Source organism: Bryocella elongata (assembly GCF_900108185.1).
In the GTDB taxonomy this organism is placed as follows: Bacteria; Acidobacteriota; Terriglobia; order Terriglobales; family Acidobacteriaceae; genus Granulicella; species Granulicella elongata.
Window position 1 is genome coordinate 187,361 of the sequence record NZ_FNVA01000003.1, and the last position, 22,414, is coordinate 209,774.

Annotated in this window: 11 protein-coding genes; 7 read left to right on the forward strand and 4 right to left on the reverse strand. The window is 63.2% G+C overall.

All coding sequences use genetic code 11. The annotated features are described in order from the left end of the window. Position 1 precedes the first annotated feature (1 nt). Positions 2 to 916, forward strand: coding sequence for an N-acetylglucosamine kinase (locus C4S68_RS09990; RefSeq protein ID WP_103932925.1), 915 nt, complete (start codon positions 2 to 4; stop codon positions 914 to 916). Between the two features lie 159 nt (positions 917 to 1,075). On the opposite strand, the gene C4S68_RS09995 is transcribed toward C4S68_RS09990, so the two are convergent. The 3 genes from C4S68_RS09995 to C4S68_RS10005 all read right to left on the reverse strand — a co-directional run bounded on the left by C4S68_RS09995 (position 1,076) and on the right by C4S68_RS10005 (position 5,672). Continuing rightward, positions 1,076 to 2,140, reverse strand: coding sequence for an alpha/beta fold hydrolase (locus C4S68_RS09995; RefSeq protein WP_103932926.1), 1,065 nt, complete (start codon positions 2,138 to 2,140; stop codon positions 1,076 to 1,078). A 9-nt stretch (positions 2,141 to 2,149) separates the two neighbouring features. Further along, positions 2,150 to 4,546: a glycoside hydrolase family 2 protein gene (locus C4S68_RS10000; RefSeq protein ID WP_103932927.1), complete on the reverse strand. Its 2,397-nt coding sequence runs from the start codon at positions 4,544 to 4,546 to the stop codon at positions 2,150 to 2,152. A gap of 199 nt (positions 4,547 to 4,745) precedes the next feature. Beyond that, positions 4,746 to 5,672 carry an amidohydrolase family protein gene (locus C4S68_RS10005; RefSeq protein ID WP_103932928.1) on the reverse strand — a complete coding sequence of 309 codons (927 nt, stop codon included), beginning with the start codon at positions 5,670 to 5,672 and terminating at the stop codon, positions 4,746 to 4,748. A 350-nt stretch (positions 5,673 to 6,022) separates the two neighbouring features. Here C4S68_RS10005 and C4S68_RS10010 point away from each other — a divergent pair, with 350 nt between their 5' ends. The 4 genes from C4S68_RS10010 (at position 6,023) to C4S68_RS10025 (ending at position 13,505) form a co-directional block, all read left to right on the forward strand. Then, positions 6,023 to 7,225, forward strand: a complete 1,203-nt coding sequence (locus C4S68_RS10010; RefSeq protein ID WP_160115089.1) for a TIGR03435 family protein — start codon at positions 6,023 to 6,025, stop codon at positions 7,223 to 7,225. Positions 7,226 to 7,357: 132 nt separating this feature from the next. Continuing rightward, positions 7,358 to 8,191, forward strand: coding sequence for a TIGR03435 family protein (locus C4S68_RS10015; protein WP_160115090.1), 834 nt, complete (start codon positions 7,358 to 7,360; stop codon positions 8,189 to 8,191). Between the two features lie 65 nt (positions 8,192 to 8,256). Continuing rightward, a complete protein-coding gene (locus C4S68_RS10020) occupies positions 8,257 to 11,325 on the forward strand; it encodes a TonB-dependent receptor (RefSeq protein WP_103932931.1) in 3,069 nt (1,022 codons plus the stop codon). Beyond that, positions 11,325 to 13,505 (forward strand): VWA domain-containing protein, encoded by a 2,181-nt coding sequence (locus tag C4S68_RS10025; RefSeq protein ID WP_103932932.1) that lies wholly within the window; start codon positions 11,325 to 11,327, stop codon positions 13,503 to 13,505. The genes C4S68_RS10020 and C4S68_RS10025 overlap by 1 nt, the downstream gene beginning before the upstream one ends. 24 nt (positions 13,506 to 13,529) lie before the next feature. Here C4S68_RS10025 and C4S68_RS10030 read toward each other — a convergent pair whose 3' ends face one another. Further along, positions 13,530 to 14,300: a porin family protein gene (locus C4S68_RS10030; protein ID WP_103932933.1), complete on the reverse strand. Its 771-nt coding sequence runs from the start codon at positions 14,298 to 14,300 to the stop codon at positions 13,530 to 13,532. A gap of 115 nt (positions 14,301 to 14,415) precedes the next feature. Between C4S68_RS10030 and C4S68_RS10035 the strand changes: the two genes are divergently transcribed. Together C4S68_RS10035 and C4S68_RS10040 are read left to right on the forward strand one after the other, a co-directional pair. Further along, the gene (locus C4S68_RS10035) at positions 14,416 to 18,099 is read left to right on the forward strand and encodes a choice-of-anchor D domain-containing protein (RefSeq protein WP_103932934.1); all 3,684 of its coding nucleotides are present in this window, start codon (positions 14,416 to 14,418) and stop codon (positions 18,097 to 18,099) included. Between the two features lie 262 nt (positions 18,100 to 18,361). After that, positions 18,362 to 22,315: a LamG domain-containing protein gene (locus C4S68_RS10040; protein ID WP_103932935.1), complete on the forward strand. Its 3,954-nt coding sequence runs from the start codon at positions 18,362 to 18,364 to the stop codon at positions 22,313 to 22,315. Positions 22,316 to 22,414: the final 99 nt, after the last annotated feature.

Genomic DNA, 22,414 nt, shown 5'->3' on the forward strand with positions numbered 1-22,414 from the left:
GATGCCTCTCTATCTTGCCGTCGATGCCGGCGGCACCAAGACCGACTTTGCCCTTGCCGATGAAACGACCACCCTTGCCCGCACGCGCGCCGGCAGCATCAAGCGCATGCGAGTGGATGCCACCACGGCAGAAGCGAACCTCGACGCCGCGCTCACCGAGCTGACCTCGGCCAGTGGCCTCTCGCTGCAGCACGTCGTGCGCACCTGCGTAGGTACGGCAGGCGAGACGGTGCCAATGGTGGTCGACTGGATTCGCGGAGCCTTCGGCGCCCGTGTCGCCGGAGAGCTGGTGATTCGCGGCGATGTCGAGATTGCCCTCGATGCGGGCTTTCGCGGTGGTGAGGGCATCCTGGTGCTGGCGGGTACCGGATCGAATGTGATCGCGCGCGGAGCGGATGGAAAGCTGCAGGGCGCGGGCGGCTACGGGCCTGTGCTCGCCGACCAGGGCTCCGGACATCGCATCGGCCAACGGGCGCTGCGACGCATCTTCCTTGCGAAGGATGAGCGGGTGCCTACGCTGCTGAGCGAAGAGGTGTTGCGGTTCTGGCAGCTGGGATCGCTGAATGAGCTGATCGCATTTGTCCACGCGGATCCGCGGCCGGACATCTCGAAGCTCGCGCCGATTGTGCTGCGCTGTGCCGAGGCTGGAGACGCGCTGGCGCTTGAGGTCCTGGCGCATGAGGGCGAGGAGTTGGGCTATCTGGTTCGGCTGTTGCTCCGGCGTTCATGGAGCGATGGTGCACATCTGCCGTCGCTGGCCTTTGCGGGCAGCGTAATGGAGCACTATGTTCCCGTACGGCAGGCGCTGCTGAAGGCTGTTCGTGCTGAGTTTGCGGGTGTAGGGGAGTTGCCGGGCGTGGTCGATCCGGTTGAGGGTGCGTTGTGGCGGGCTAGGCTCGCCGGGGTCACGGCCTAAAGGCCTTCGTTCGTGTCCTGAGTTGGACGTTCGCGGAGAGTATGTCGGGCTTTCAGCCCTTGGTCTAACGCTGGCACCTTACCTAGGCCTTCGGCCTAGGCTAGGATTTTGCGGGCCTTCGGCCCTCGAGGCCATGCAAAGTTTTTGGGGCTCGCGCCACTAGGGCAAAGGTTCGCCTTTGAGGAAGTGATCTGTGCGCTGCTCAACGGCGGGGGCGTCGCAGGTCATGATGAGGTGGGCGCAAGTTCCCTGGGAGACGTAGAGCGGGGCATTGACAGCGTGTGCCCAGCGGATCGCCTCAGACGGTGTGACCATGTGGTCCTGCGCGGCGACGATGACGAGGAACCTGGGCCGCACCGAACGAGCTACGTCCTCGATACTGCGGCCGTGCAAGGCGTCATGCCGCACGATCGCCTCCAGCTGCGAGACACGATCGTTGGCATCGATGGAGAGAGGGGCTTCCGACTTTGCGACGAAGGCTTCGAAGCCCTCGCGGGGTGTGGACTGGTTGCGCAGTTCGGGCGTCGTGACGGCCTGCACATTGATGAGGTTGGCGAGCCTCAGTGCTGGCTCCCTGGTGTAATTGCCGCCGAGGAAGCCGGGGTCGCTGCGGATGGCCTCCAGCATGATGCGCTTCGACTGCAGGTCGTACACGGTGAGTCGCGGCGTGGAGACGATAGGGACGGCGAGATCGAAGAAATCAGGATGCAGGACGGCCCACTGGAAGGTCTGCTCGCCGCCCATGGAGAGGCCGACGATGGCGTGGACGTGCTTGAGGTGAAGGATCTCAGTGGCGACGCGGTACTCGGCCTCGACCATGTCCGCCGTGGTGAAGATGGGGAACGACGGGCCGTGCTGCGTGGTGCTGTTGGAGGGCGAGGACGACACGCCATTGCCGAAGGCATCCAGCGCGACGCCGAAGAAGCGTGAGGTGTCGACGAGGCGGGTCGCGGATGGGTGGTCAGCGAAGAGGTTTGCGAGCTCGCCCGAGGTTCCGTAGAGCCAGGTGGGCATGAGGACCGCGTTGTCGCCGGCGGCGTTGAGCGTGCCATAGGTGCGGTAGCCGATACGGCAGTCCTCGATGAGCTGGCCGCTTTCGAGCCTGCAGGCGCCGAGACGCGCGATCTGCTGCCTGCCTTCCTGCGCGCGCAGGGGCGGTTGAAGCAGGACCGCGAGCAGCGGGAGCGCCGCAGCGAGACTTCCAGGGAACCATGCACCTCTCATGCCTTCACCCTATACGAGCTCGCGTGGGGATGCCTCCACTCGCAGGGTGAGGGTCTTCGTCCCGAGGCGTGGGTGCTTCGCTCGCACGGTGATTGTGCCCGGCTGTTGCGTCGCGCGAATCCACACGGCTCCCTGGCCTCCGATAAGCGCGAACGGGGTATCGCCGATGAGTGTGGCCGGCCCCTCGATGCTGATCAGGATGGGATCGTTCGCGTAGCGGCGCACGGTGCCGAACTCATCCGTGGCGCGCAGCACGAGACGTGTGGAGTCGGCGCCATCGGCGTTGAGGGTGGTGTCGTCCGCAGTGAGATGGAAGTCGCGATCAACGCCCGCGCCGGAGAGGGTCTTCGTGATGACGACCTTGCCGGCGATGAGGCCCTCGATGCGCAGGTCACCCCAGGGGAAGCCGAACTGGTCGAGCCGCATGCCGCGCTTGTCGATCTGGAAGGGAGCGTACTTCAGGTGCGGGAAGCTCTCGTGGTCCGGTTCAATCTCGGCGATCTGATGCCAGCCATCCTCAGGCCCGAACATGGGGCGGATGGAGAAGCGAAGCTTCTCGCAGTTGGAGCAGACGAGTGCGGTGGTGAAGCCTACGGACTCATCGCCATTGGCCCATTGGAAGGCTGGTTCCAGCACGACTTCTTCGGTGGGATCGCACTGGCTCTTGTAGAAGCCTGCGGCGGCTTTGGGCAGGCGGAAGATGTCCGTCACGCCGTGGTAGCAGATGCGGTCGCCGGAGCCGAAGTTGGCGTGGGTGTTGTAGTCGAAGGCGCACCAGCCGATGCCGCCGGCGTAGCGCGCATCGGAGGCGAGCTGGTTGTGGATGCGTGCGTGGCGGAGGGTGTGCTCGCGCTGGCGCTCATCGTCGTCGGTGGTCTTGGTGGGGAAGGTGTGGCCCACGAACTCGGTGTTGAGATAGAGCGGGTGGTTCGGCTCGCGCAGAGGGAAGCCGAAGTCGTTGATGGTGAAGACGTCCTCGATGAGGTGGGAGGCGGCGAAGTTGCGAATGCCTCCGGTCTGCCGCGTGGTGTCGAGCGAATGCGCGAGGGCGTTGGTGCGGGTGTAGAAGGCATCGTTGTCGCGGGACTCGTTGATGCGAACACCCCACAGCACGATGGAGGGATGATTCCAGTCCCGGGTGATCATGCGGCGGACGTTATCGACGGCAACATCCTGCCAGGCTTCGTCGCCGATGTGCTGCCACCCGGGGATCTCCTCGAGCACGAGGAGGCCGACCTCATCGCAGCGGTCGAGGAAGTGGCGCGACTGCGGGTAGTGCGAGGTGCGGACGATGTTGCAGTGCAGCTCGTGGCGCAGGATGTCGGCGTCCTTGCGCTGCACGCGTGCGGGCATGGCTTGTCCCGCGAAGGGGAAGGTCTGATGGCGATCGAGGCCGCGCAGCTTCACGACCTTGCCATTGATCTGGAAGCCTTGCGGCGTGAAGGCGGCCTCCCGGAATCCGACACGGCGGGTCTGCTGATCTGCGGGTGTGCCCTCATGGACGAAGGTGACTCGAACCTCGTAGAGCTTCGGAAAGTGGATGTCCCAAAGGGCGATGTCCTTGAGATCGTCGAGGCGCACGGTGTACTTCGCGGGATCGTTGATCGTCTGCGAGCCTTGTCCGATGCTTGCCATCCACGGCGTGAAGCTTTCGGAGGAGCGTGAAGGTTCCACATCGTGCGGGCGCGAGGCGATGACGCGGTCGCCGTCCAGCAGCTCTACGAGCAGAGCGAGCTTGCCGTCCGCGGGCTTTGCGGGAGCACTGAGGAAGCAGTCGACCTCGAGCGCCGGCTGGGTGAGGACGTTGAGGGTGCGGGCATGGACGTTGTCCAGGAAGAGCTGCGGCACGATGCGGAGCGCCACCTCGCGGTAGATACCACCGAAGGTGAGGTAGTCGATCTCGTAGCCGAAGGGCGGGATGTCCTTGCGCTCGGTGCTGTCGAGCTTGACGGTGAGGACGTTGGGGCCGTCGTGGCGAACGAGCTTCGTGAGTTCGAAGGAGAAGGGCGTGAAGCCGCCGCGATACTCGCCGAGCTTTTCGCCGTTGAGGAAGACAGTGGAGGCGGTCATCGCGCCTTCAAAGTCGACGAAGATGCGTTTGCCCTTCGCCCAGGTGGGAGGGCGGAAGCTGCGGCGGTAGGTCGAGACGAACTCGTAGCTCTTGTCGTCGAAGTTGTGCCAGGGCAGGGAGACGTTGGTGTGCGGGATCACGATCTCGGTGAAGCCAGCATCGTTGAACGCGACGCGCTCGGCGCCCGCGACGTCTTCAGCCTTGTAGCGCCAGCCGCGATTCATGGGCAGGGAGCGAACGTGCTCCGGTGCGGGCGGCAGCGCGAAACTGAGCCCTTCGGTGATGCTGACGGCCGCGGCCGCACCTGTCGCCTTCAAGAACTGCCTGCGTTCCATGCTGTCTCCTGCGTGGGTTGTTGTCCGCAGCGAGGATAGCGGGATCGGGTGGCGATGGTCTAGCGTCTTCACCCTCCGGGAGCTAGCAGCCTGTCTGAGCGAAAGCGTACCTCAGCGGCTAAAGCCATCTTTCAAGTGACGCACTTACGGCACGGCTGAAGCCGTGCCCTTAAGCAAGACTGAAAATTTCGGCAACCTTCTACGCAACGTCGAGAGGCCAGACGTGTTGGACGGTGCGATAGAGGACGTCTTTGCGTTCCTCTGCGTTGAGGAAGGGAAGGTGCTCGCGGTAGAGTGCGAGGCGCTGCTCATAGCTCACGAGCTCCGGCTTGATGGGCCAGTCGGTGCCGCCCATGATGCGCCGTGAGCCGAAGGCATCACGGACACGGGCGACCATGCCGTCGGTATCGCGATACGGATACACCTGCTGCGAGAGCGACCACATGTGCGTGACCTTGATGAAGACGCGGGGATAGCGCGCGAGGGCCAGCAGCTTTGCCAGCGCGGCCTCGTCGCCGACCGGGCAATCGGCCATGTGGTCGATGACCACGGTAAGGTCCGGGTGGCGCTCGAGGAGCGGGACAATGTCGGGAAGTCGCGAGGCGGGAAGCAGCAGCGTCATGGGCACACGAAGCTGCTCGCAGCGTTGCCATAGTGGGGCCATCAGCGGTCCGCGGATCCAGTCGCCGGTGGCGTCCGCTGCGGGACTGAGGCGCACGCCGCGGCAGCCCTGCCGGGTCCAGGAGCTTAGGGCGTCGGGCGCGTTGGGATCCTCGGGATTGACACGGCAGACCCCGGCGAACTTCCCGGGGAAGCGGTGCAGGCAATCGACGAGGTAGCGGTTGTCCCACTTGTAGTGGATGACCTGAATGAGGACCGTGCGGGCAACGCCGTTGGCCTGCATGCGGCGGAGCAGCGTCTCGACGGAGGCATCGAGCCCGGGTGGGACCCTGGCTCCTTCGGCGAAGGGGAAGCGTTGGACAGAAGTGGGGCCTTCGGGACGGCTGGCCCAGACGTGGACGTGCGAGTCGATGGCTGGGGAACGCCGTGGGGTTGCCGCGTTCGAGGCTCCTGCGGCGATAAGGCTGGCCGCACCTGCCAGGAAGGACCTTCGACTGAGACTCATGCTGCCCTCCCATTGCGAGCTGCAAGCCACGGTACTGCGTGGGCCATTGGAGTTACAAGCACATAGGCGGGCCGAAGCGGCCGGGGACTTCCCGGCTGACCTGCCCTCAATGGAAAGAAGGCGCGAAGATAGGTGCTGCCGGCGTAGGCTCCTGCGGCAGCTTACGCTTCTATTCGAAGTGAACTACCCTGATGGAAGCAGCTTCCCCGCCACCTTATGGACTTTCCCGTTCTTTCTGCGGGGAGGGCCAGTTACTGACGAATATTGTTAATGGAACCGCTTTCCTTCCGCATACGTATCGTCTAAACGGCAACCCGCCTCACCAACGACTTCGAGAGATTGGATCTGTCATGATCGTGCCCTGCTGCACACCCCAGACCGCGCGTCCGCGTTCTGCCATGCTTCGCCGCGTGGCCAGCGTGATGCTTCTGTTCGTCGCCACAGCCTTTACCGGCTTCGCCACGGCGCAGTCCCCGGCGGCCAAGACGATCGAGGACACCTGGCAGGGCACCCTGCACGCGCCGCAGAAGGATCTGCGGCTGGTGTTGAAGATTGCCGATGCGAATGGATCTCCCAAGGCGACGCTCTACTCCATCGACCAGGGCGGCGGTTCGATGGCGGCAAGCACCACCACATTCCAGGACAATACCCTCACCGTTGCGGTCGCGATGCTGGAGCTGAAGTATGAGGGCAAGCTGTCTGCCGATGGCAAGTCGATCAGCGGCACCTTCAAGCAGGGTGATGGTCCTTCGACGCCGATGGTGCTGGAGCGCGCGACACCCGAGACGGCGTGGGCGATTCCCGAACCGCCGAAGCGACTTCCGCCGATGCCCGCTGACGCGAAGCCGGTCTTCGAGGTCGCTACGATCAAGCCCAGCAATCCGGACCAGAAGGGCATGGGCTTTACCTTCCGCAACGGCAACTTCATGACCATCAACACGACGCTGCTGGCGATCATCAAGTTTTCCTATGGCCTGCAGGATAAGCAGGTCGTGGGCCTGCCCGACTGGGCGACGACCGAGAAGTGGGACTTCAACGGCAAGGCCGACATCGAGGGCATGCCCAACCCTGAGCAGACGCGCCACATGATGCAGGTGATGCTGGGCGAGCGCTATGGGCTGAAGTTCCACGAGGACACGAAGGAGATGTCTGCCTACGTGTTGAGTGTGGCCAAGACCGGCCCGAAGATGGAGCTCGCTCCCAAGGATGCAGGCCCGCTGCCGGGGCTGTTCTTCCGCGGACTGGGCGTGCTGACGGTGTCCAACGCCACCATGCCGGACTTCTGCCAGCTGATGCAGTCCGCGGTGCTGGACAAGCCGGTGGTCGATCAGACCGGACTGACCGCGAAGTACAACTTCCTGCTGAAGTGGACGCCGGACGAGTCGCAGTTCGGCGGCATGGGGATGAAGGTGCCTCCGCCCAGCGACGCGGCCGACGCTCCGCCGCCGCTGTACACGGCCATCACCGAGCAGATCGGGCTGAAGCTGGAGTCCGGCAAGGCTCCGGTGAAGGTGCTGGTGATCGACCACGTTGAGAAGCCTTCCGCCAACTAAGACTGGCAGCAGCGGATGGGGTGACGCAGGTTTTGCATCCTGACGGCCCCCGCCGCGCGTTGTAACCATCGGAAGCTGGCCGCACAACTTCGAGGTTCCATGAGATTCCGGCTGCACCCTGAGACGATGAGGATGACGTTTCTGCTGCTTGCCCTTGGCGCGGCGGGGTCCGCGACTGCGACAGCACAGACGGCTGCGGGAGGTCCCGCTGCGGCCGTAGCTTCGCCGGACTTCGACGTCTCCACGGTGAAGACGAATAACACGGGAAGCGGTTCGATCCGGATCAGCGTCCACGACGATATGCTGCGCGCCGACAACGTGGTGGTGAAGATGTTGCTGGAGCAGGGCTTCGACATTCGACAGGACCAGATCCTCGGGCTTCCTCACTGGGCCGAGGTCAACCACTACGACATCACGGCGAAGGTGGTCGACATGACACCGGAGCAGCGCAAGGGGCTGAACAAAGCGGAACGCATGGCGATGATGCAGAAGCTGCTGGTCGAGCGCTTCGGGGTGAAGACTCATGTTGAAACCCGCATCCTGCCACGGCTGGACCTTGTCATCGCGAAGGATGGGATGAAGCTCGAGGAGTTCAAGGCGCCGCCACCCGTCGAGGGCGGCGCGGACAAGCCTGAGCTGGAAAAGTTCGATCCGAAGCGTGGCGGCAGCATGACCGGCAGCAACAACGAGCTGACAGGTACGGGGGTGGAGATGGCACCGCTGATCAACTTCCTCTCCAACCAGACCCACATGCCTGTTGCTGACAAGACCGGCCTGAAGGGGAAGTACAGCTTCCACCTGAAGTGGCAGCGCGAGGATGAAGGCGCGCAGAGCGGTCTTCATGATGATTCGCTGCCGACGATCTACTCTGCGATCACGGAGCAGCTCGGTCTCAAGCTGGAGTCAGCAAAGGGCCCTGTCCAGGTGCTCGTGGTGGATCACATCGATCTGCCGGAGGAGAACTAATTGATGGCGGTGACGCGATGAGATTTCGCCGCGGGCCTGGTGGGTCCCGATGGCTGGCCTGCACGATGGCAGTCGTGCTGCCGGCCGCAGCATTGGCCTCGGAGTTTCATGGCCACGTGCGTTATGGCAGCGTGCCGGTGCCGGGCGCGACCGTCACGCTGACCCAGGGCGACAAACAGTTCTCCACGATCACGGACTCGCTCGGCATCTATCAGTTCGCCGATGTGCCGGACGGGACGTGGAAGATCTCCATCTCATTGCGCGGCTTCGCTCCGATGGATAACACGGTGACTGTAGCCGCGAATGCGCCGCAGGGCGACTTCACGCTGGACATGCTCGCGATGCCTGAGCTGCTTGCGATGGCTCAGCCCGAAGCTGCGCCCGCGCCAAAGCCTCTGCAGCCGCGTGCTGCTGAGACGAAGGACGAAGCGAGGCCGAAGGCCGCCGATGCCAAGACGGCGAAGCCGGAAGGTCCGCAGGCGCCACAGCCTCCAGCACCCAGCGAAGACTCCGATCGAGCCAACGATGGGCTGCTGATCAACGGCAGTGAAAGCAACGCGGCGACGTCGCAGTATTCGATGTCGCCAGCGATCGGCAATCGCAGGCCCGGCACGAAGGCGCTGTACAACGGCAGCTTCGGAGCCTTTGCGCAGAATGCGATCTTCAATGCGAAGCCGTACTCGCTGACCGGCCTGCAGCTTCCGAAGGATGGCTATAACCGCATCACCATGGTCGCGACCTTCGGCGGGCCCATTCGCATTCCGCCGATCTTCTATCATGGGCCGAACTTCTTTGTGGCCTACCAGTGGACTCGAAATGGCACGGCCAACACCGGCACCGGGCTTGTGCCCACGCAGGCTGAGCGTGACGGCGACCTGAGCTCGATCACCAACGCGCAGGGCCAGCCGGTACCCATCTATAACCCGGCGACGGGTGTGCCGTATGCCGGTGCGCTTCCGGTCAGTCCTCAGGCGGCGGCGCTGCTTGCTTTGTATCCACTACCGAATGTCTCCGGCAGCACACGGTATAACTACGAAGCTTCGCTGGCGAGCGAGACGCACCAGGATTCGCTGCAGTCCCGCCTCGACAAGAGCGTGGGGCATCGCGATTCTTTTTACGGAGGCTTCGGCTTTCAGAACTCGCGCACCAGCACGGAGAATCTCTTCGGCTTCGTGGATTCGGTGAAGTCGCTGGGCATCGACACCAATGTGAACTGGCAGCATCGCTTTGCCCGGCAGGTGTTCGCTACGCTGGGCTATCACCTGACACGGCAGCGCACATTATTGACACCGGAGTTCGCGGGTCAGACGAACATCTCGGGCAACGCCGGCGTCACCGGAAATGACCAGGACCCGCGCGAGTGGGGGCCACCGGCGCTGGGCTTCTCGAGCATCACAGGCCTGAGCGATGCGAACAGTCAGTTCAATCGCAATCGCACGGACCAGGGATCGTTCAAGCTCACGACCACGCGTGGACGGCACTCGCTGCAGGCTGGAGGAGACTTCCGCCGGCAGGAGTACAACGAGCTGCAGCAATCGAACCCGCGTGGCACCTTCACCTTCACGGGCGCAGCGACGTCCGCGACCGGGGCTACATCGACGACGAGCGGCTCGGACCTCGCGGACTTCCTCGTTGGCACGCCTGACACCAGTGCGCTGGCCTACGGCAACGCGGACAAGTATCTACGCCAGTCGGTATCGGACCTTTATGTGAACGATGACTGGCGCGTGCGGCCGGAGCTCACGCTGAATGTGGGCTTCCGGTGGGAGTACGGTTCGCCCATCACCGAGCTGAAGGGGCGGCTCGTGAACCTCGATCTCGCGAAGGACTTCTCTTCTTCAGCACCCGTGCTGGCGAATGCGCCGAAGGGCTCGGTGACGGGCACAACCTATCCGAGCTCGCTGGTGCAGCCGGACAAGCATGGCTTCGAGCCGCGCGTCGCGCTGGCTTGGCGGCCCATCCCTGCTTCGACGCTGGTGGTGCGGGCGGGCTATGGCATCTACGACGACACCTCGGTGTACCTTGCCGCGGCCCAGAGCATGTCGCAGCAGGCGCCGCTCTCGACGAGCCTGAGCGTGCAGCGCAGCTCCACCTGCCCGCTGACGCTTGCGAACGGCTTCTTGAACTGCACAGGAACGACGGCGGATACGTATGCGGTTGATCCCAACCTGCGAGTGGGCTACGTGCAGTCGTGGCAGGTGTCCGCGCAGCGCGATATGCCGTTCGCGCTGGTGATGACGGCCACGTATCTCGGTACGAAGGGCACGCATGGCACGCAGGAGTTTCTGCCCAACACCTATCCGATCGGGGCGACGAACCCCTGCCCGCAGTGTCCGGTGGGCTTCACCTATCGGACGTCCGGTGGCAACCTCGAGCGCAACGCCGGGCAGCTCCAGCTGCGACGCCGCTTGCGCGGCGGCTTTACCGCGACGCTGCAATACACGTATGCGAAGGCCGTCGATGACGATGCGCAGGTGGGTGGCGCAGGGCATACCGTGGCTGCGTCCGCCACAGCTTCCTCAACCAGCTCCACCTCGAGCAGTCCAGCGATCCTCGCGCAGGATTGGCTGCACCTTCGCGCGGAGCGCAGCCTCTCAAGCTTCGATCAACGCCATCAGCTGAACGTGATCCTGCAGTACACGACTGGCATGGGCGCAGGCGGTGGCACGCTGATGAGCGGATGGCGTGGGCGCGTGCTGAAGGAGTGGACGATCCTCACGCAATACACCGGAGGCACTGGTCTGCCGGAGACGCCGGTGTATCTCGCGGCAGTGCCCAACACGGGTGTGACAGGCACGATCCGGCCCAATCGCACGAGTGCGCCCATCTATGACGCATCGAGCGGATACTTCCTCAACAGCGCGGCTTACACCACCCCAACCAGCGGACAATGGGGCACAGCGGGACGGAACTCAATCCTCGGCCCCGGAACCTTCACGATGAACGCAGCGCTGCAGCGCACGCTGAGGATGCCTTCCAACACGAGCATGGATGTGCGCTTCGAAGCGAACAACGTGCTGAATCACGCGACCTTCACCTCGTGGAACACGATCACCAACAGCTCGACCTTCGGACTTCCGGCCTCGGTGAATGCGATGCGTAGCTTCCAGATCAGTGGGCGGTGGAGATTCTGATGAGACACTCGTCTTCTTCCCTTCTGACATTTGCGTTTCTCGCAGCCGCGTCTTCTGCCGCACAGCAGATCGGCAGCAACGCGACGCCTTCCGACAACGGGACCTACAAGATCAGCGTGACCTCGCAGCTGGTGGTCGAGACCGTGGTGGCGAAGGACAAGCAGGGCAAGTTCATCCCGAACCTGAGCGTGAAGGACTTCACGCTGACCGAGGATGGTGTGCCGCAGAAGATCCGCTTCGTCGAGCATGAGACGCTGCCGACGGAGAGCGATGCGTTGCCTCCTCTGCAGGATGCGGATGAGCACATTACGCTGTACAAGCGGCTGACGCGGACCTCGATCGCGAGTGAAGAGAGCGATCGCGACACCGGTAAGAGCAAGTACCAGGGGCGACGGCTGATCGTCCTCTACTTCGACATGACAACGATGCGGCCCGAGGATCAGCAGCGCGCCATCACGGCAGCCGAGACCTTCCTCCGGAAGCAGATGACCTCCGCGGACATGATCTCGATCATGCGCTACCAGGGCGGCTCCGTGGATGTGCTGCAGGATTTCTCCGCGGACCGCACGCGGTTGCTGAGCATCCTGCAGACGATGCTGGTGGGCGAAGGCCAGGGGTTGCAGGACTCGCTCGACGATGCGAGCAGCGCCGATACCGGCGCGGCCTTCGGACAGGACGACAGCGAGTTCAACGTCTTCAACAACGATCGCCAGCTCTCTGCGCTGCAGACCGCGGCGCAGATGCTTGCGGGCATGAATGAGAAGAAGTCGCTGATCTATTTTGCGAGTGGGCTGCGGCTGCATGGGATCGACAACCAGGCGCAGCTGCATGCGACGGTCGATGCGGCGATTCGCGCCGGCGTGACGTTCTGGCCGGTCGACGCGCGCGGCCTTGTCGCCAACGCTCCGCTGGGCGATGCCACGCAGGGATCTGCAGGTGGATCGAGCATGTACACCGGCGGAGCAGCACAGGCGGTGAGCGATAACTTCGCGCAATCGCAGGACACGCTCTACTCACTGGCTGCGGATACAGGTGGCAAGGCGTTGCTGGATAACAACGACCTGACGCGCGGCATCACGCAGGCGCAGAACGCCGTGACGGATTACTACATCCTGGGCTACTACACGACGAACAATGCGCCGAATGGGCGCTTCCGCAAGATCAAGCTGACGCTGAACAGCGATGCCGAAGCGAAGCTCGATTACCGGCAGGGTTACTACGCGAAGAGGGACTTCACGCACTTCAACGAGGCGGACAAGGAGCGGCAGCTCGAGGATGCGCTGATGATGGGCGATCCGATGACGGAGCTGACCGTGTCGCTGGAGGTGAACTACTTCCAGTTGAATCGCGCGGAATACTACGTGCCCCTCGTGGTGAAGATTCCAGGGCGCGAGCTCGCGCTGGCGAAGAAGGTTGGAGCGGAGCATACCCTGATCGATTTTGTCTGCGAGATCAAGGATGATGTTGGCGGCTCCACGGTCAGCAACATTCGCGACAGCGTCAACATCAAGCTCAGCGATGCGACCGCGGCGCAGCTTGCGCACCAGCCCATCGAGTACGACGCGGGTGTGACTCTGCTGCCTGGGCACTACACGATCAAGTTCCTCGCGCGGGACAACGAGACGGGTCGCATCGGTACCTTCCAGACCTCGTTCTATATCCCCAACCTGAACAAGGAGACGACACGCGTTCCCATCAGCAGCGTGGTGCTTGCGAGCCAGCGCATCGATTCGCGCGATGCGCTTTACAACGCGGCGCATGGCAAGCAGGCAGCCAAGGACGATAGTGCAAACCCGCTGGTGCAGGATGGCCGCAAGCTGATCCCGAGCGTGACACGCGTCTTCCATGCGGATCGCGAGCTGTATGTCTTCCTTCAGGCGTATGCGGGATCGACGATGCCTGCTGCCGCAGCAACCGGATCGGCCACAGCAGGGCCACCACCCGCGGCGTCTCCACTTGTGGCCTATGTGAGCCTGTATCGCGAAGGCAAGCTTGCCTTCACTGCAACGCCTGTCTCAGTGACTCCGTTGCCGAACAGCAGGCTTGGTGTGACGCCCATCAGCTTCCACCTTGGGCTGGGCACGCTGGAGCAAGGCAACTACGAGGCGCAGGTGACGGTGCTCGACGGCACGCAGCATCGCGTCGCCTTCTGGCGCGGGCCCCTGGAGATTATCCCTTAGGCAATCCCATCCGGACGACGCGCGCTACTTGTGCGTATGCGTCGTCTGGATGTCGCTGCCGAAGCGATACGCTACGCCCAGCTTGAACATCTGCGGCTCGGGATTGCGGAGCGGGACGTTCATCCAGCCCTGATATTCGTACTCTGCGCGCAGGTTGAGGTAGTGCGTGAATCGATAGTCCACGCCACCTGCCAAGCCGTAGAGGTTGTAGCCGACGCTGGCAACGTTGTTCGAGTAGCCATAGACGCCGCGACCGAAAGAGCCACGCGCGTATGGGGTGAAACGACCACGCTCGAAGAGCTTGTAACGCAGGCCGCCTTCGAAGCTGGTCTGCGTGCTGGTGTCATTGCTGGCGGCGACTCGAGCGAAGTCGAGCGCTATGCCGAGATGACCATTGAAGTCATAGTTACCATAAACGCCAAAGCCCAACGAACGCACCGTGCGCGTGAGGTCCGAGAGCGGTGCTGGATTACCGTCCGTATCCCACGGCAGATAGTTGGAGTGCACGAGCACCGCACTGCCCCCTAACTGCAGCGTGCCGGGAGCAGCAGCAGTGGGAGAGGCCTGGCCGCGGGCCGCGATGGGGACAACAGACAGCGCAAACGCGGCCAAGCGCAGACACTCTCGCAACGGTTTCACGTCAGTTTCGACGGAGAGGTTGCGCAGCTCGATTACATCGACGTTTTGAAATTTGCGCTTTGCCGTAATCGCAGCCCGACAACGCCGCGTCTTCACAGTACAGCCGGCAGCATGCATCGCATCGACCTCGCCATTCTCGCGGGGCAACGACTGCATGCGCCGACGTATGACCGCCCAAGGCGCTGAAGGTCCTCCAGTGAATTCTCCGAGCCTCGCAATCTCTCTTCGTCAACGGCTGCTGTCGTTGCTGGCACTCGTCCTTGGAGCCTGTTTGTTTGCTCCACACGCACAGGCGCAGACCGTGGTGTCCATCCACGACATCATGAAGGCCTCGGGCACTACAGATACGTGCAGTGCGAGTACGACTTACTTCCTGCCGGACTCGACGTACCTTTACTCGCACTATGGCTCTGCTGTCTCTGTGACGGGTGTTGTTGTTGGCGTCGAGACGACGGGCGACTACACGGGCACGGTCTATCTGTCGGAGCCATCGAGCTCATGGGACAACTGCGTTTCAACTGCGGAAGGCATGCCGGTCTTCAACCTCAAGACGGTCAATGCAGCGTGCGCTGTTGTCGGTGCGAGTGTCACGGTCGTGGGCGATGTCGTTGAGTCGACATCGATCGTGGCAGCGGATGTGACCGCAGCGAACACTCCGGGAACTGGCGTAAATCCGACTTCATGCACCGTCAACTCGACTGGGAACACGATGACGCAGTCGATCTCCGTGAGCAGCGTGCTTACTACGTTTGGCGATGCGCTGAAGTATACGGGCATGACCACGAGCGCTACGTTCTATGCGGTCGCTCCCGCCGGCGGTTCTCTCACGGAGTCGACGGAGACTGTGACCTCGACGGGACAATTCTGGGGAACTCTCTCATCGAACACGGCAACCAACAATCATCTATTCCGTTCGGCAGGCATTGCAGGCGATGAGTATGTGCCATCGACTGCGCCTTCGACCGTGGCGACATGGGGAGGCAATCCGCAGCGGGTGCTGATCGACACGACCACGTTTGGTGGTACGCCGGTGAACATCACGGTGGGGCAGAGTATTACATGCACCACGGGATCGGGGATTACGGTTGGTGCGACCTCGGGCATTGGCCTGATCGACTACACGCTGGGCTATGCGCGGCTGCTGATCTTCCCGACCTCGGTGTGCACGGTGAGTGGCAGCGTGGCGACGACGACCTCGGCCGCTGCCGACTCCACGCACTTCCACGTTGGGACGCTGGATCTCGACCGCTTCTACTCGACGACCGGAGCAACGACGGGATCGGTCGCGATCAGCGCGTCAGCGTATGCGCGGCGATTGAACAAGGCGGCGCTGGCGATCGTGAACTCGCTGGGCAAGCCGGACATTCTCTCGGTGCAGGAGGTGCAGGATCTCGCCACGCTCACCGATCTTGCGACCGCAGTGAACACGCTGGGGAGCGCGGCTTACGTGCCGTACCTGGTGCAGGGCAACGATCCGAACTCGCTGAACCTTGGGTTCCTGGTGAATTCCTCGACGGTGGTTGTGGACTCGGTGACGCAGGATGAAGCTTCGAGCACCTATACGACCACGAGCGGCGGCAGCGCGACGCTGTGGGAGCGGCCACCGCTGGTGCTGCAGGCTGAGTTCGTGCGTACGGGCAAGAACTATCCGGTGACGGTGGTGAATGCACACCTGACACCGCGGGACAACATCGGCGACACGACTCTGGGGCCGAACATCCGGGCGCATCGTGCAGCGCAGGCGACGGACATGTCGGCGCTGGTGCAGAGCCTGCAGACGGCGGGGGACAACGTGATCCTCGCGGGAAACCTGAACGCGTTCGAGTATTCGGATGGCTATGTCGATGTGACTGGCATCATCGATGGCTCGCCGGCCGCGAGCAGCGCGGTGACTCTTTATGAGCCGACGAGCACGACGGCCGCGCTTACAGACTTCATCACGTCGGTGAGCTCGACTTCTCGCTACAACTACATCGAGCGCGGCGATGCCGTGGTGTATGAGCACATCCTGGCCTCGGCGACGGTGCCGGATAACTCGACGGCCTCCGCTTCGCTGGCGTCGTATGTCTCGGCGGTGACGCAACCCCACTTCACGGCGGACTTCGCGGCGATCGACGCGAACGATTCGACCACACCTGCAGGCCTTACGCCGCATGACGGCATGGTGGTCTCGTTCCTGATTCCGCCCGCGCCTACGACGGCTTCGGTATCTCCGACCTCGATCAACTTCGGCGACGTGTCGATTGGCGGCAGTGCGTCACAGACGGTGACCTTCACCAACACCACCACGTTCACCTCTACGGTGAATGTGACGGGCATCGCGATCTCAGGCACGAATGCGGGGGACTTCACGCAAACGTCAAGCTGCACGGCGGTGACCGAGGGCCAGAGCTGCACGATCACCGTGACCTTTACGCCGACGGCGACGGGTTCGCGCACGGCGACGCTGACCATCACGAACGATTCGACCTCTGACCCGACGCTCACGGTGGCACTGAGCGGAATTGGCGTAAACACCACAGCGACGTTGACGCCGGCGAGTGCGACCTTTGGCAGCGTCTATGCCGGCGGAGGCACGTCCACAGCGCAGGTGTTTACGCTGACGAACACCAGTACGATCAGCATCGCGGTAAACAGCATTGCGCTTTCGAGCACGAACTTTACGCAGACCGCGACGACCTGCGGCACAACGCTTGCAGCCGGAGCGAGCTGCACGATCAGCGTGGAGTTTACGCCGACGGCAAGCGGTGCGTTGACGGGTACGCTGACGGTGACGAACTCCTCCACGGCCGATCCGACACTGACCGCGAGCCTCAGCGGTACGGGACTGCCGACGACGGCGACGCTGACGCCAGCGTCTGCGAGCTATGGCAATGTGATTGTGGCATCGACTTCCGCGGCGCAGGTCTTTACGTGGACGAACACGAGTTCGATTGCGCTGACGATCAAGTCCGTGGCTGCGAGTGGCGACTACAGCGTCAGCGCGACCACATGCTCCGGTTCAATCGCCGCGAACTCCAGCTGCACGATCAGCGTGGTCTTTACCCCAACGGCGCTGGGGACGCGTGCAGGGACGCTGACGGTGGTCTCCACCAGCTCGGCGAACACCACGCTGACCTCCTCGCTGACGGGTGTGGGCGTGGCCGATGTGGAGGCGAGCGCGACGAGCCTGAACTTTGGGAATGTCGACCTGGGCTCGACCAGCGCAGCACAGACGGTGACCATCACCAACTACACGAATGCGGCGATTTCGCTGACCTCGCTGGTGCTGAGCGGCAGTGACTATGCGTATACGACGACGTGCGGCTCGGCGATCGCGGGGCTGAGCAGTTGCGTGATCAACTTTACGTTTACGCCGACGGCATTGGGTACTCGAACCGGCACGCTGACCGTAAACACGAACGACACGAAGTACCCGGTGATCACCATTGCGCTGACGGGCAATGGCGTGGACTTTGCGGTGGCTGCGGCTCCGACCTCGGGCAGCATCGTTGCGGGCTTCTACGAGACGATCAACCTGACGCTCACGCCGGAGGGTGGCTTCAGCGCGCCAGTGACGATCAGTTGTGCGTCGCTTGCGAGTGGATCCACGTGCACGCCCTCGAGCACCACGTTGACGCTGTCGGCTGCGACGACGGTGCCGGTGACGATCACGACGACGTCGCAGTACACGGTGATTGGCTACGGGGGCGTGGGTGCGCGAGGCTGGACCGCGCTGCTGAGCGGGGCTGCAGGGCTGGTGCTGCTGTTCACGCGACGTCGATACAGGCTGGGGCGCCTGCTTCCGGTGGTGTTGCTGCTGGCAGCTGCGGCGATGGGCACGGCGGGATGCGGCACAGCGCCCGCCGCCAACTCCTCGCCGACTGCGGCGGGAACCTACACCTACACCCTGAGCGTTACCGATGGGACGGTGACGCATAGCGCCACGTACGCGCTGACGGTGACCGCCAAGTAAGGTTGGAGCTAACGCGTCCGAAGAAACGCGAACACTTCAGCGACACGAGTGAAGGTTGGCCGGTACCACCGCGAAGAAGTTCGCCGTGGCGCCGGCCTATTTTTTTGCGGGTGTGGCTTCAGGAGGTTGGGGCCGAGGCGCGGAACCCGGGTTTGCCAATCGTTCTGCGGGACGTAGATAATTCGCGCGCCTCCGGGCGAGGTGTGCCTGCCGCTGTCAAACAGACATCGCTCCCGGTCGTACAGCCCTGTAAAGGATTTCTATGCCCGGGTCTCTTCGCTTCGCTACAGCCTCGCTGGCTGCGGCCGCCGCACTCGTCTCCCTTGTGCTGCCTGCGGGCGCGCAGCAGTTTCAGTCCGCGAAGCAGGATGCAACCCAGCCGGGGCTGTTGTTCTATCTCTCAGCGGAGCATGGCTTTCGGGCCGATGTGGCGGCGAACGGCAAGGCCGATCCGAATTTTGTGAAGGACGTGAAGGTGCTGCCTGGCGGGGCGAAGGGCAACTACCTGCAATGCGGCAACGACCAGCTGCTGAGCTACTGGGCGCCAGGCAACATCTACGCCCAACGGGGCACGCTGAGCTTTGCGTGGCGTTCGCGGATGCCAGTGGACGAGACGGAGTTTCCGGTCTTCCGCGTGGGTTTTGGCGACCACTCCAGCTGGGACATGGTGTGGCTGCGCATCGACTACAACGGGCATGGCTTCGATGCGTTTGTGACGGATGTAAATCTGGGTCGCACGCGCGTGAGCATTCCGCTGAAGCCGTTCCCCGGGCCGGATGAGTGGATTCACCTGGCGTTGGCTTGGGACGAGACGACGGGGATCAAGTTCTATGTGAACGGCAAGCTGGCCGGGAGCGCGAAGCCGACGGGGCTGTTCGACACGGCACTCGACCAGTTCGGGCCGCACTCGCGCATCATCTCGCCGCAGGGTGTGGAGTCCAGTTACAACTACGACCGCGGCGGCGATCTGGACGAGTTGCGGATCTACGATCGGGCGCTGTCGGATGAGAACATCGCGGAGCTGGCGAAGGATGAGGCTCCCACGAGCATTCCGGCGATGCCCGCACCCACTGCGGCAGAGTTGGAACATGACTGGTTGCATCGGTACGGTTGGGATCGCGAGGGGGCAGAGCCGAAGTTGCTCCCCGCCACCGAGACCACCGTGCGCAAGGTGCAGATCAATGACGTCTACGACCTGAAGCGCTGGCAGTGGAAGGGTGCGGATGGCATCCGCGAGACGACGTGGCCGGGCGTGTACAACCGGTCGACGCTGCCGAATCGCTACGACTACTTCCAGCTTCCCGACTGGGACACGTACGCGATGAGCGGCAAGAGTGTGCAGTTCTACCTGCCCAACGAGCCGTGGAATCACCTGGAGATCGAGGGCGGAGCGTGGGGCAAGCTGGACCTGCTGACGCCGGGGAATGGCGATCCGAAGGCCATTGCCGATCCTGACCAGCATGACCCGACGCCGCAGCTGGCGAAGCACCTCTTCGACCGGCCCGAAGGCACGGAGCACACTACGAACGATGTTGCGGAGGCGGTCACGGGCGAGCGCGTGCGGTTTACGAATGCCAAGCAGGAATGGCCCATCGGGGAGTTCGCTGCGTACTACGTGCACCCGGGCAAGGAGCCTGCGGAGGCGGCGCTGACGCTGCGTTACAACATCACGACGCATGGGGACCTGACCAATCCTTCGCTTAGCGAGCTGGAGACGTACATCAACGGGCGTTACCCGGCGGAGGAGCGCAACTATGCGCAGGCGCTGCCGGCGGCGCTGGCGGGTGATGCTCGCAGTGCTATGCGCAGCAGTGGAACAAAGGCTGCTGCTAGCAGCAAGGCAGCGCTGCCCGTGGTGCAGGTGCTGATTCCTGCCGACCTGCGCGCGCTGCAGTTCGATGAAGGCCACGGCGCGACGTATAGCTGGGAGAACGTGCATGCCGGTCTCGACGGCATCGCCATCGACCTTCCTGCCCTGCATCTGAAGCCAACGCATGGGGGCCTGATCGCGATGAACGTGCAGATCAAGGACCCCGTGTGGCCGATGCGCGACATGCTGGACTTCAGCTTCAGCGTGAAGCCCGACACGGCTTACACGTTATGGCTGGACACGCGCGACCGCATCCTGCCGAATGGCAAGAGCCTGTGGGTGTCGATCGCTTCGTCGAGTCCGGAGTTCAGTGCAGCTTCGATTGAGGGCGCGCATCTGCGGCTGGTCTTCAAGAAGTACGAGGACGCGCTGCCGGAACACATCGCCGACCGGCTGACGATGGTGCGGGACAACTACGCGAACATGACGGAAGAGAGCGTGAACTCGCGCAAGCTGAACCTCTTCAATCGCTATGACGCGGACATCAGCGACCTGCTGCGCGTGGACCCGACCAACGATCTCGCACGCAAGTACTGGAACGAGAACAACCACGAGCAGATTCGGCCGGCGTATGCGCCGCCTCCTGTTCCTGCGGGCGTGCCTGCGTGGGCGTGGCTGCAGGTGCAGGACTTGCACGAAGAGAAGTCGCTGATTGAGTGGTACATCGACAACCGGCAGATCTCCGATGGAGAGATGGGCGGCGGCCTGAGCGATGACACGGACTTCATGAACTGGTGGCCGGGGCTGGCGGCAATGGGCGTCGACCCGGAGAAGCTGCGTGTGTCCTTGGAGCGTCTGCTCAATGCGACGTTCGCCAACGGCATGTGGGAGAACGGCCTTGCGCGGGCGCAGTATGACGAGCTGCACAGCTATGAGGACGGCATCAACACGCTGGGGCAGTCGATGCAGATCGACTACGGCAGTCCGAAGCAGATCGAGCGGGCGATGGCCACGGCGAAGCGTCTGGAGTGGCTGACCGGCTACAACAGCGCGGGGCAGCGGCAGATTCAATCGAGCTACTACAGCGGCACGAAGATGGCGACCGGCGGCGTGTGGGGATGGGGCAAGGACCGCAGCTACTTTGTGATGCATCCCGCGTTGCTGCTGGCGAACTACAACGGCACGCCGGAGACGCGGAAGATGATCACCGAGGTTGCCGATGGCTTCCTGGCGCATCGTCATGCGGATGCCGACGGCAAGGTGCGCATGCACTTCAACGTGAACTTCCACACCAACGAGGACACGCCTTCGAGCGGTATGCCACCGTGGTTCGTGCTTTGGGGAGCGTACAAGCTGACCGGCGACGAGAAGTATCTGGTGCCATTCAAGGATGATCCTGCGGCGACGTTGCGCACGGTGAATGCGGACGTGCTCGACGAGTTGAAGGTGCGCGATACGTGGGGCAAGGCGCTGCTGGGAAGTACGCCCGGCGAGAAGCGCAGCGACTCGGTGAACCAAAGCGAGACCACGAATCAGCTGGCGTGGCAGGTGACGGGCGATACGAAGTACCTGGAGCGGGTGTACCTCGCGCAGCTGGAGACGGCGTTCGACCGGCAGTTCATCAATCGCGAGGGCAGCCTGTGGATCGACCGCGTGTACTTCAACAACGGCGAGCTGCAGCGTGGCCGGCTGGGCGGTGTGGAGCTGATGCGCAACTATGACTTCCCGGGCAATGCGGTGAGCTGGAGCTTTGCTCATGCGGGCGATGAGGAGAAGGTCGGCATCCTGGTGCCGATCGGGGCGCCGGATCACGTGAAGGTGATCGCCTACAATCTGAGCGATGCGCCACTCGCGGCCAGGATGATCGGCGGCGAGGTCCAGCCGGGGCAGTGGGAGATGACGGTTGGGACACAGGCAAGCGAAGGCGCTGCGCTGACGGGGGCCGATACGAAGATGGTCAGCTTCGATCGGAGCAGCGATGTCGCGCTCACCTTCGCGCCGCACACGACTACCGTGATTGAGATGAAGCTGAAGACTCCGGGCGTGCCCTACTGGTCGCGCTTCGATCTTGGGCTGGATCGCAGCGATGTGGTGGTGACCGGCAGCGTGATGACGGTAACGTTACACAGTCTGGGTGGCGTGGATGCTCCGGCAGGTGAGGTGGTGGTGCGCGATCAGGCAGGCAAGGTGCTGGCTCGCGCGGCGACTCCTGCGCTGAAGGCTCCGACGGACCTGGTGCCGAAGACGGCGACCGTCACGCTGAAGCTGCCGCCGCACGCTGATGTGATCGGTGCGACCGTGAGTATCGAGACGAAAGCCTCGACGCCGGAGACGACGATGCGAAACAACAGCGTGGTTTATACGGCGTTGGATCCGACACAGTTGAGTGTGACGAAGATTCCTTAGAGGCAGTGAGTAGTGAGTAGTGAGTAGTGAGTAAAAGAAAAATGGTCGGCGGTGCATGGCTGTTGGCGGATACAGCCCGGCTCGCCGGACGCTGTACTC

Excerpts from the sequence above, each read along its gene's own strand:
- C4S68_RS10000 (WP_103932927.1), bottom strand. The coding sequence starts at position 4,546 with ATGGAACGCAGGCAGTTCTTGAAGGCGACAGGTGCGGCCGCGGCCGTC.
- C4S68_RS10015 (WP_160115090.1), top strand. The coding sequence starts at position 7,358 with ATGACGTTTCTGCTGCTTGCCCTTGGCGCGGCGGGGTCCGCGACTGCG.
- C4S68_RS10040 (WP_103932935.1), top strand. The coding sequence starts at position 18,362 with ATGCCCGGGTCTCTTCGCTTCGCTACAGCCTCGCTGGCTGCGGCCGCC.
- C4S68_RS09995 (WP_103932926.1), bottom strand. The coding sequence starts at position 2,140 with ATGAGAGGTGCATGGTTCCCTGGAAGTCTCGCTGCGGCGCTCCCGCTG.
- C4S68_RS10025 (WP_103932932.1), top strand. The coding sequence starts at position 11,325 with ATGAGACACTCGTCTTCTTCCCTTCTGACATTTGCGTTTCTCGCAGCC.
- C4S68_RS10005 (WP_103932928.1), bottom strand. The coding sequence starts at position 5,672 with ATGAGTCTCAGTCGAAGGTCCTTCCTGGCAGGTGCGGCCAGCCTTATC.
- C4S68_RS10010 (WP_160115089.1), top strand. The coding sequence starts at position 6,023 with ATGATCGTGCCCTGCTGCACACCCCAGACCGCGCGTCCGCGTTCTGCC.
- C4S68_RS10020 (WP_103932931.1), top strand. The coding sequence starts at position 8,257 with ATGGCAGTCGTGCTGCCGGCCGCAGCATTGGCCTCGGAGTTTCATGGC.
- C4S68_RS09990 (WP_103932925.1), top strand. The coding sequence starts at position 2 with ATGCCTCTCTATCTTGCCGTCGATGCCGGCGGCACCAAGACCGACTTT.
- C4S68_RS10030 (WP_103932933.1), bottom strand. The coding sequence starts at position 14,300 with ATGCAGTCGTTGCCCCGCGAGAATGGCGAGGTCGATGCGATGCATGCT.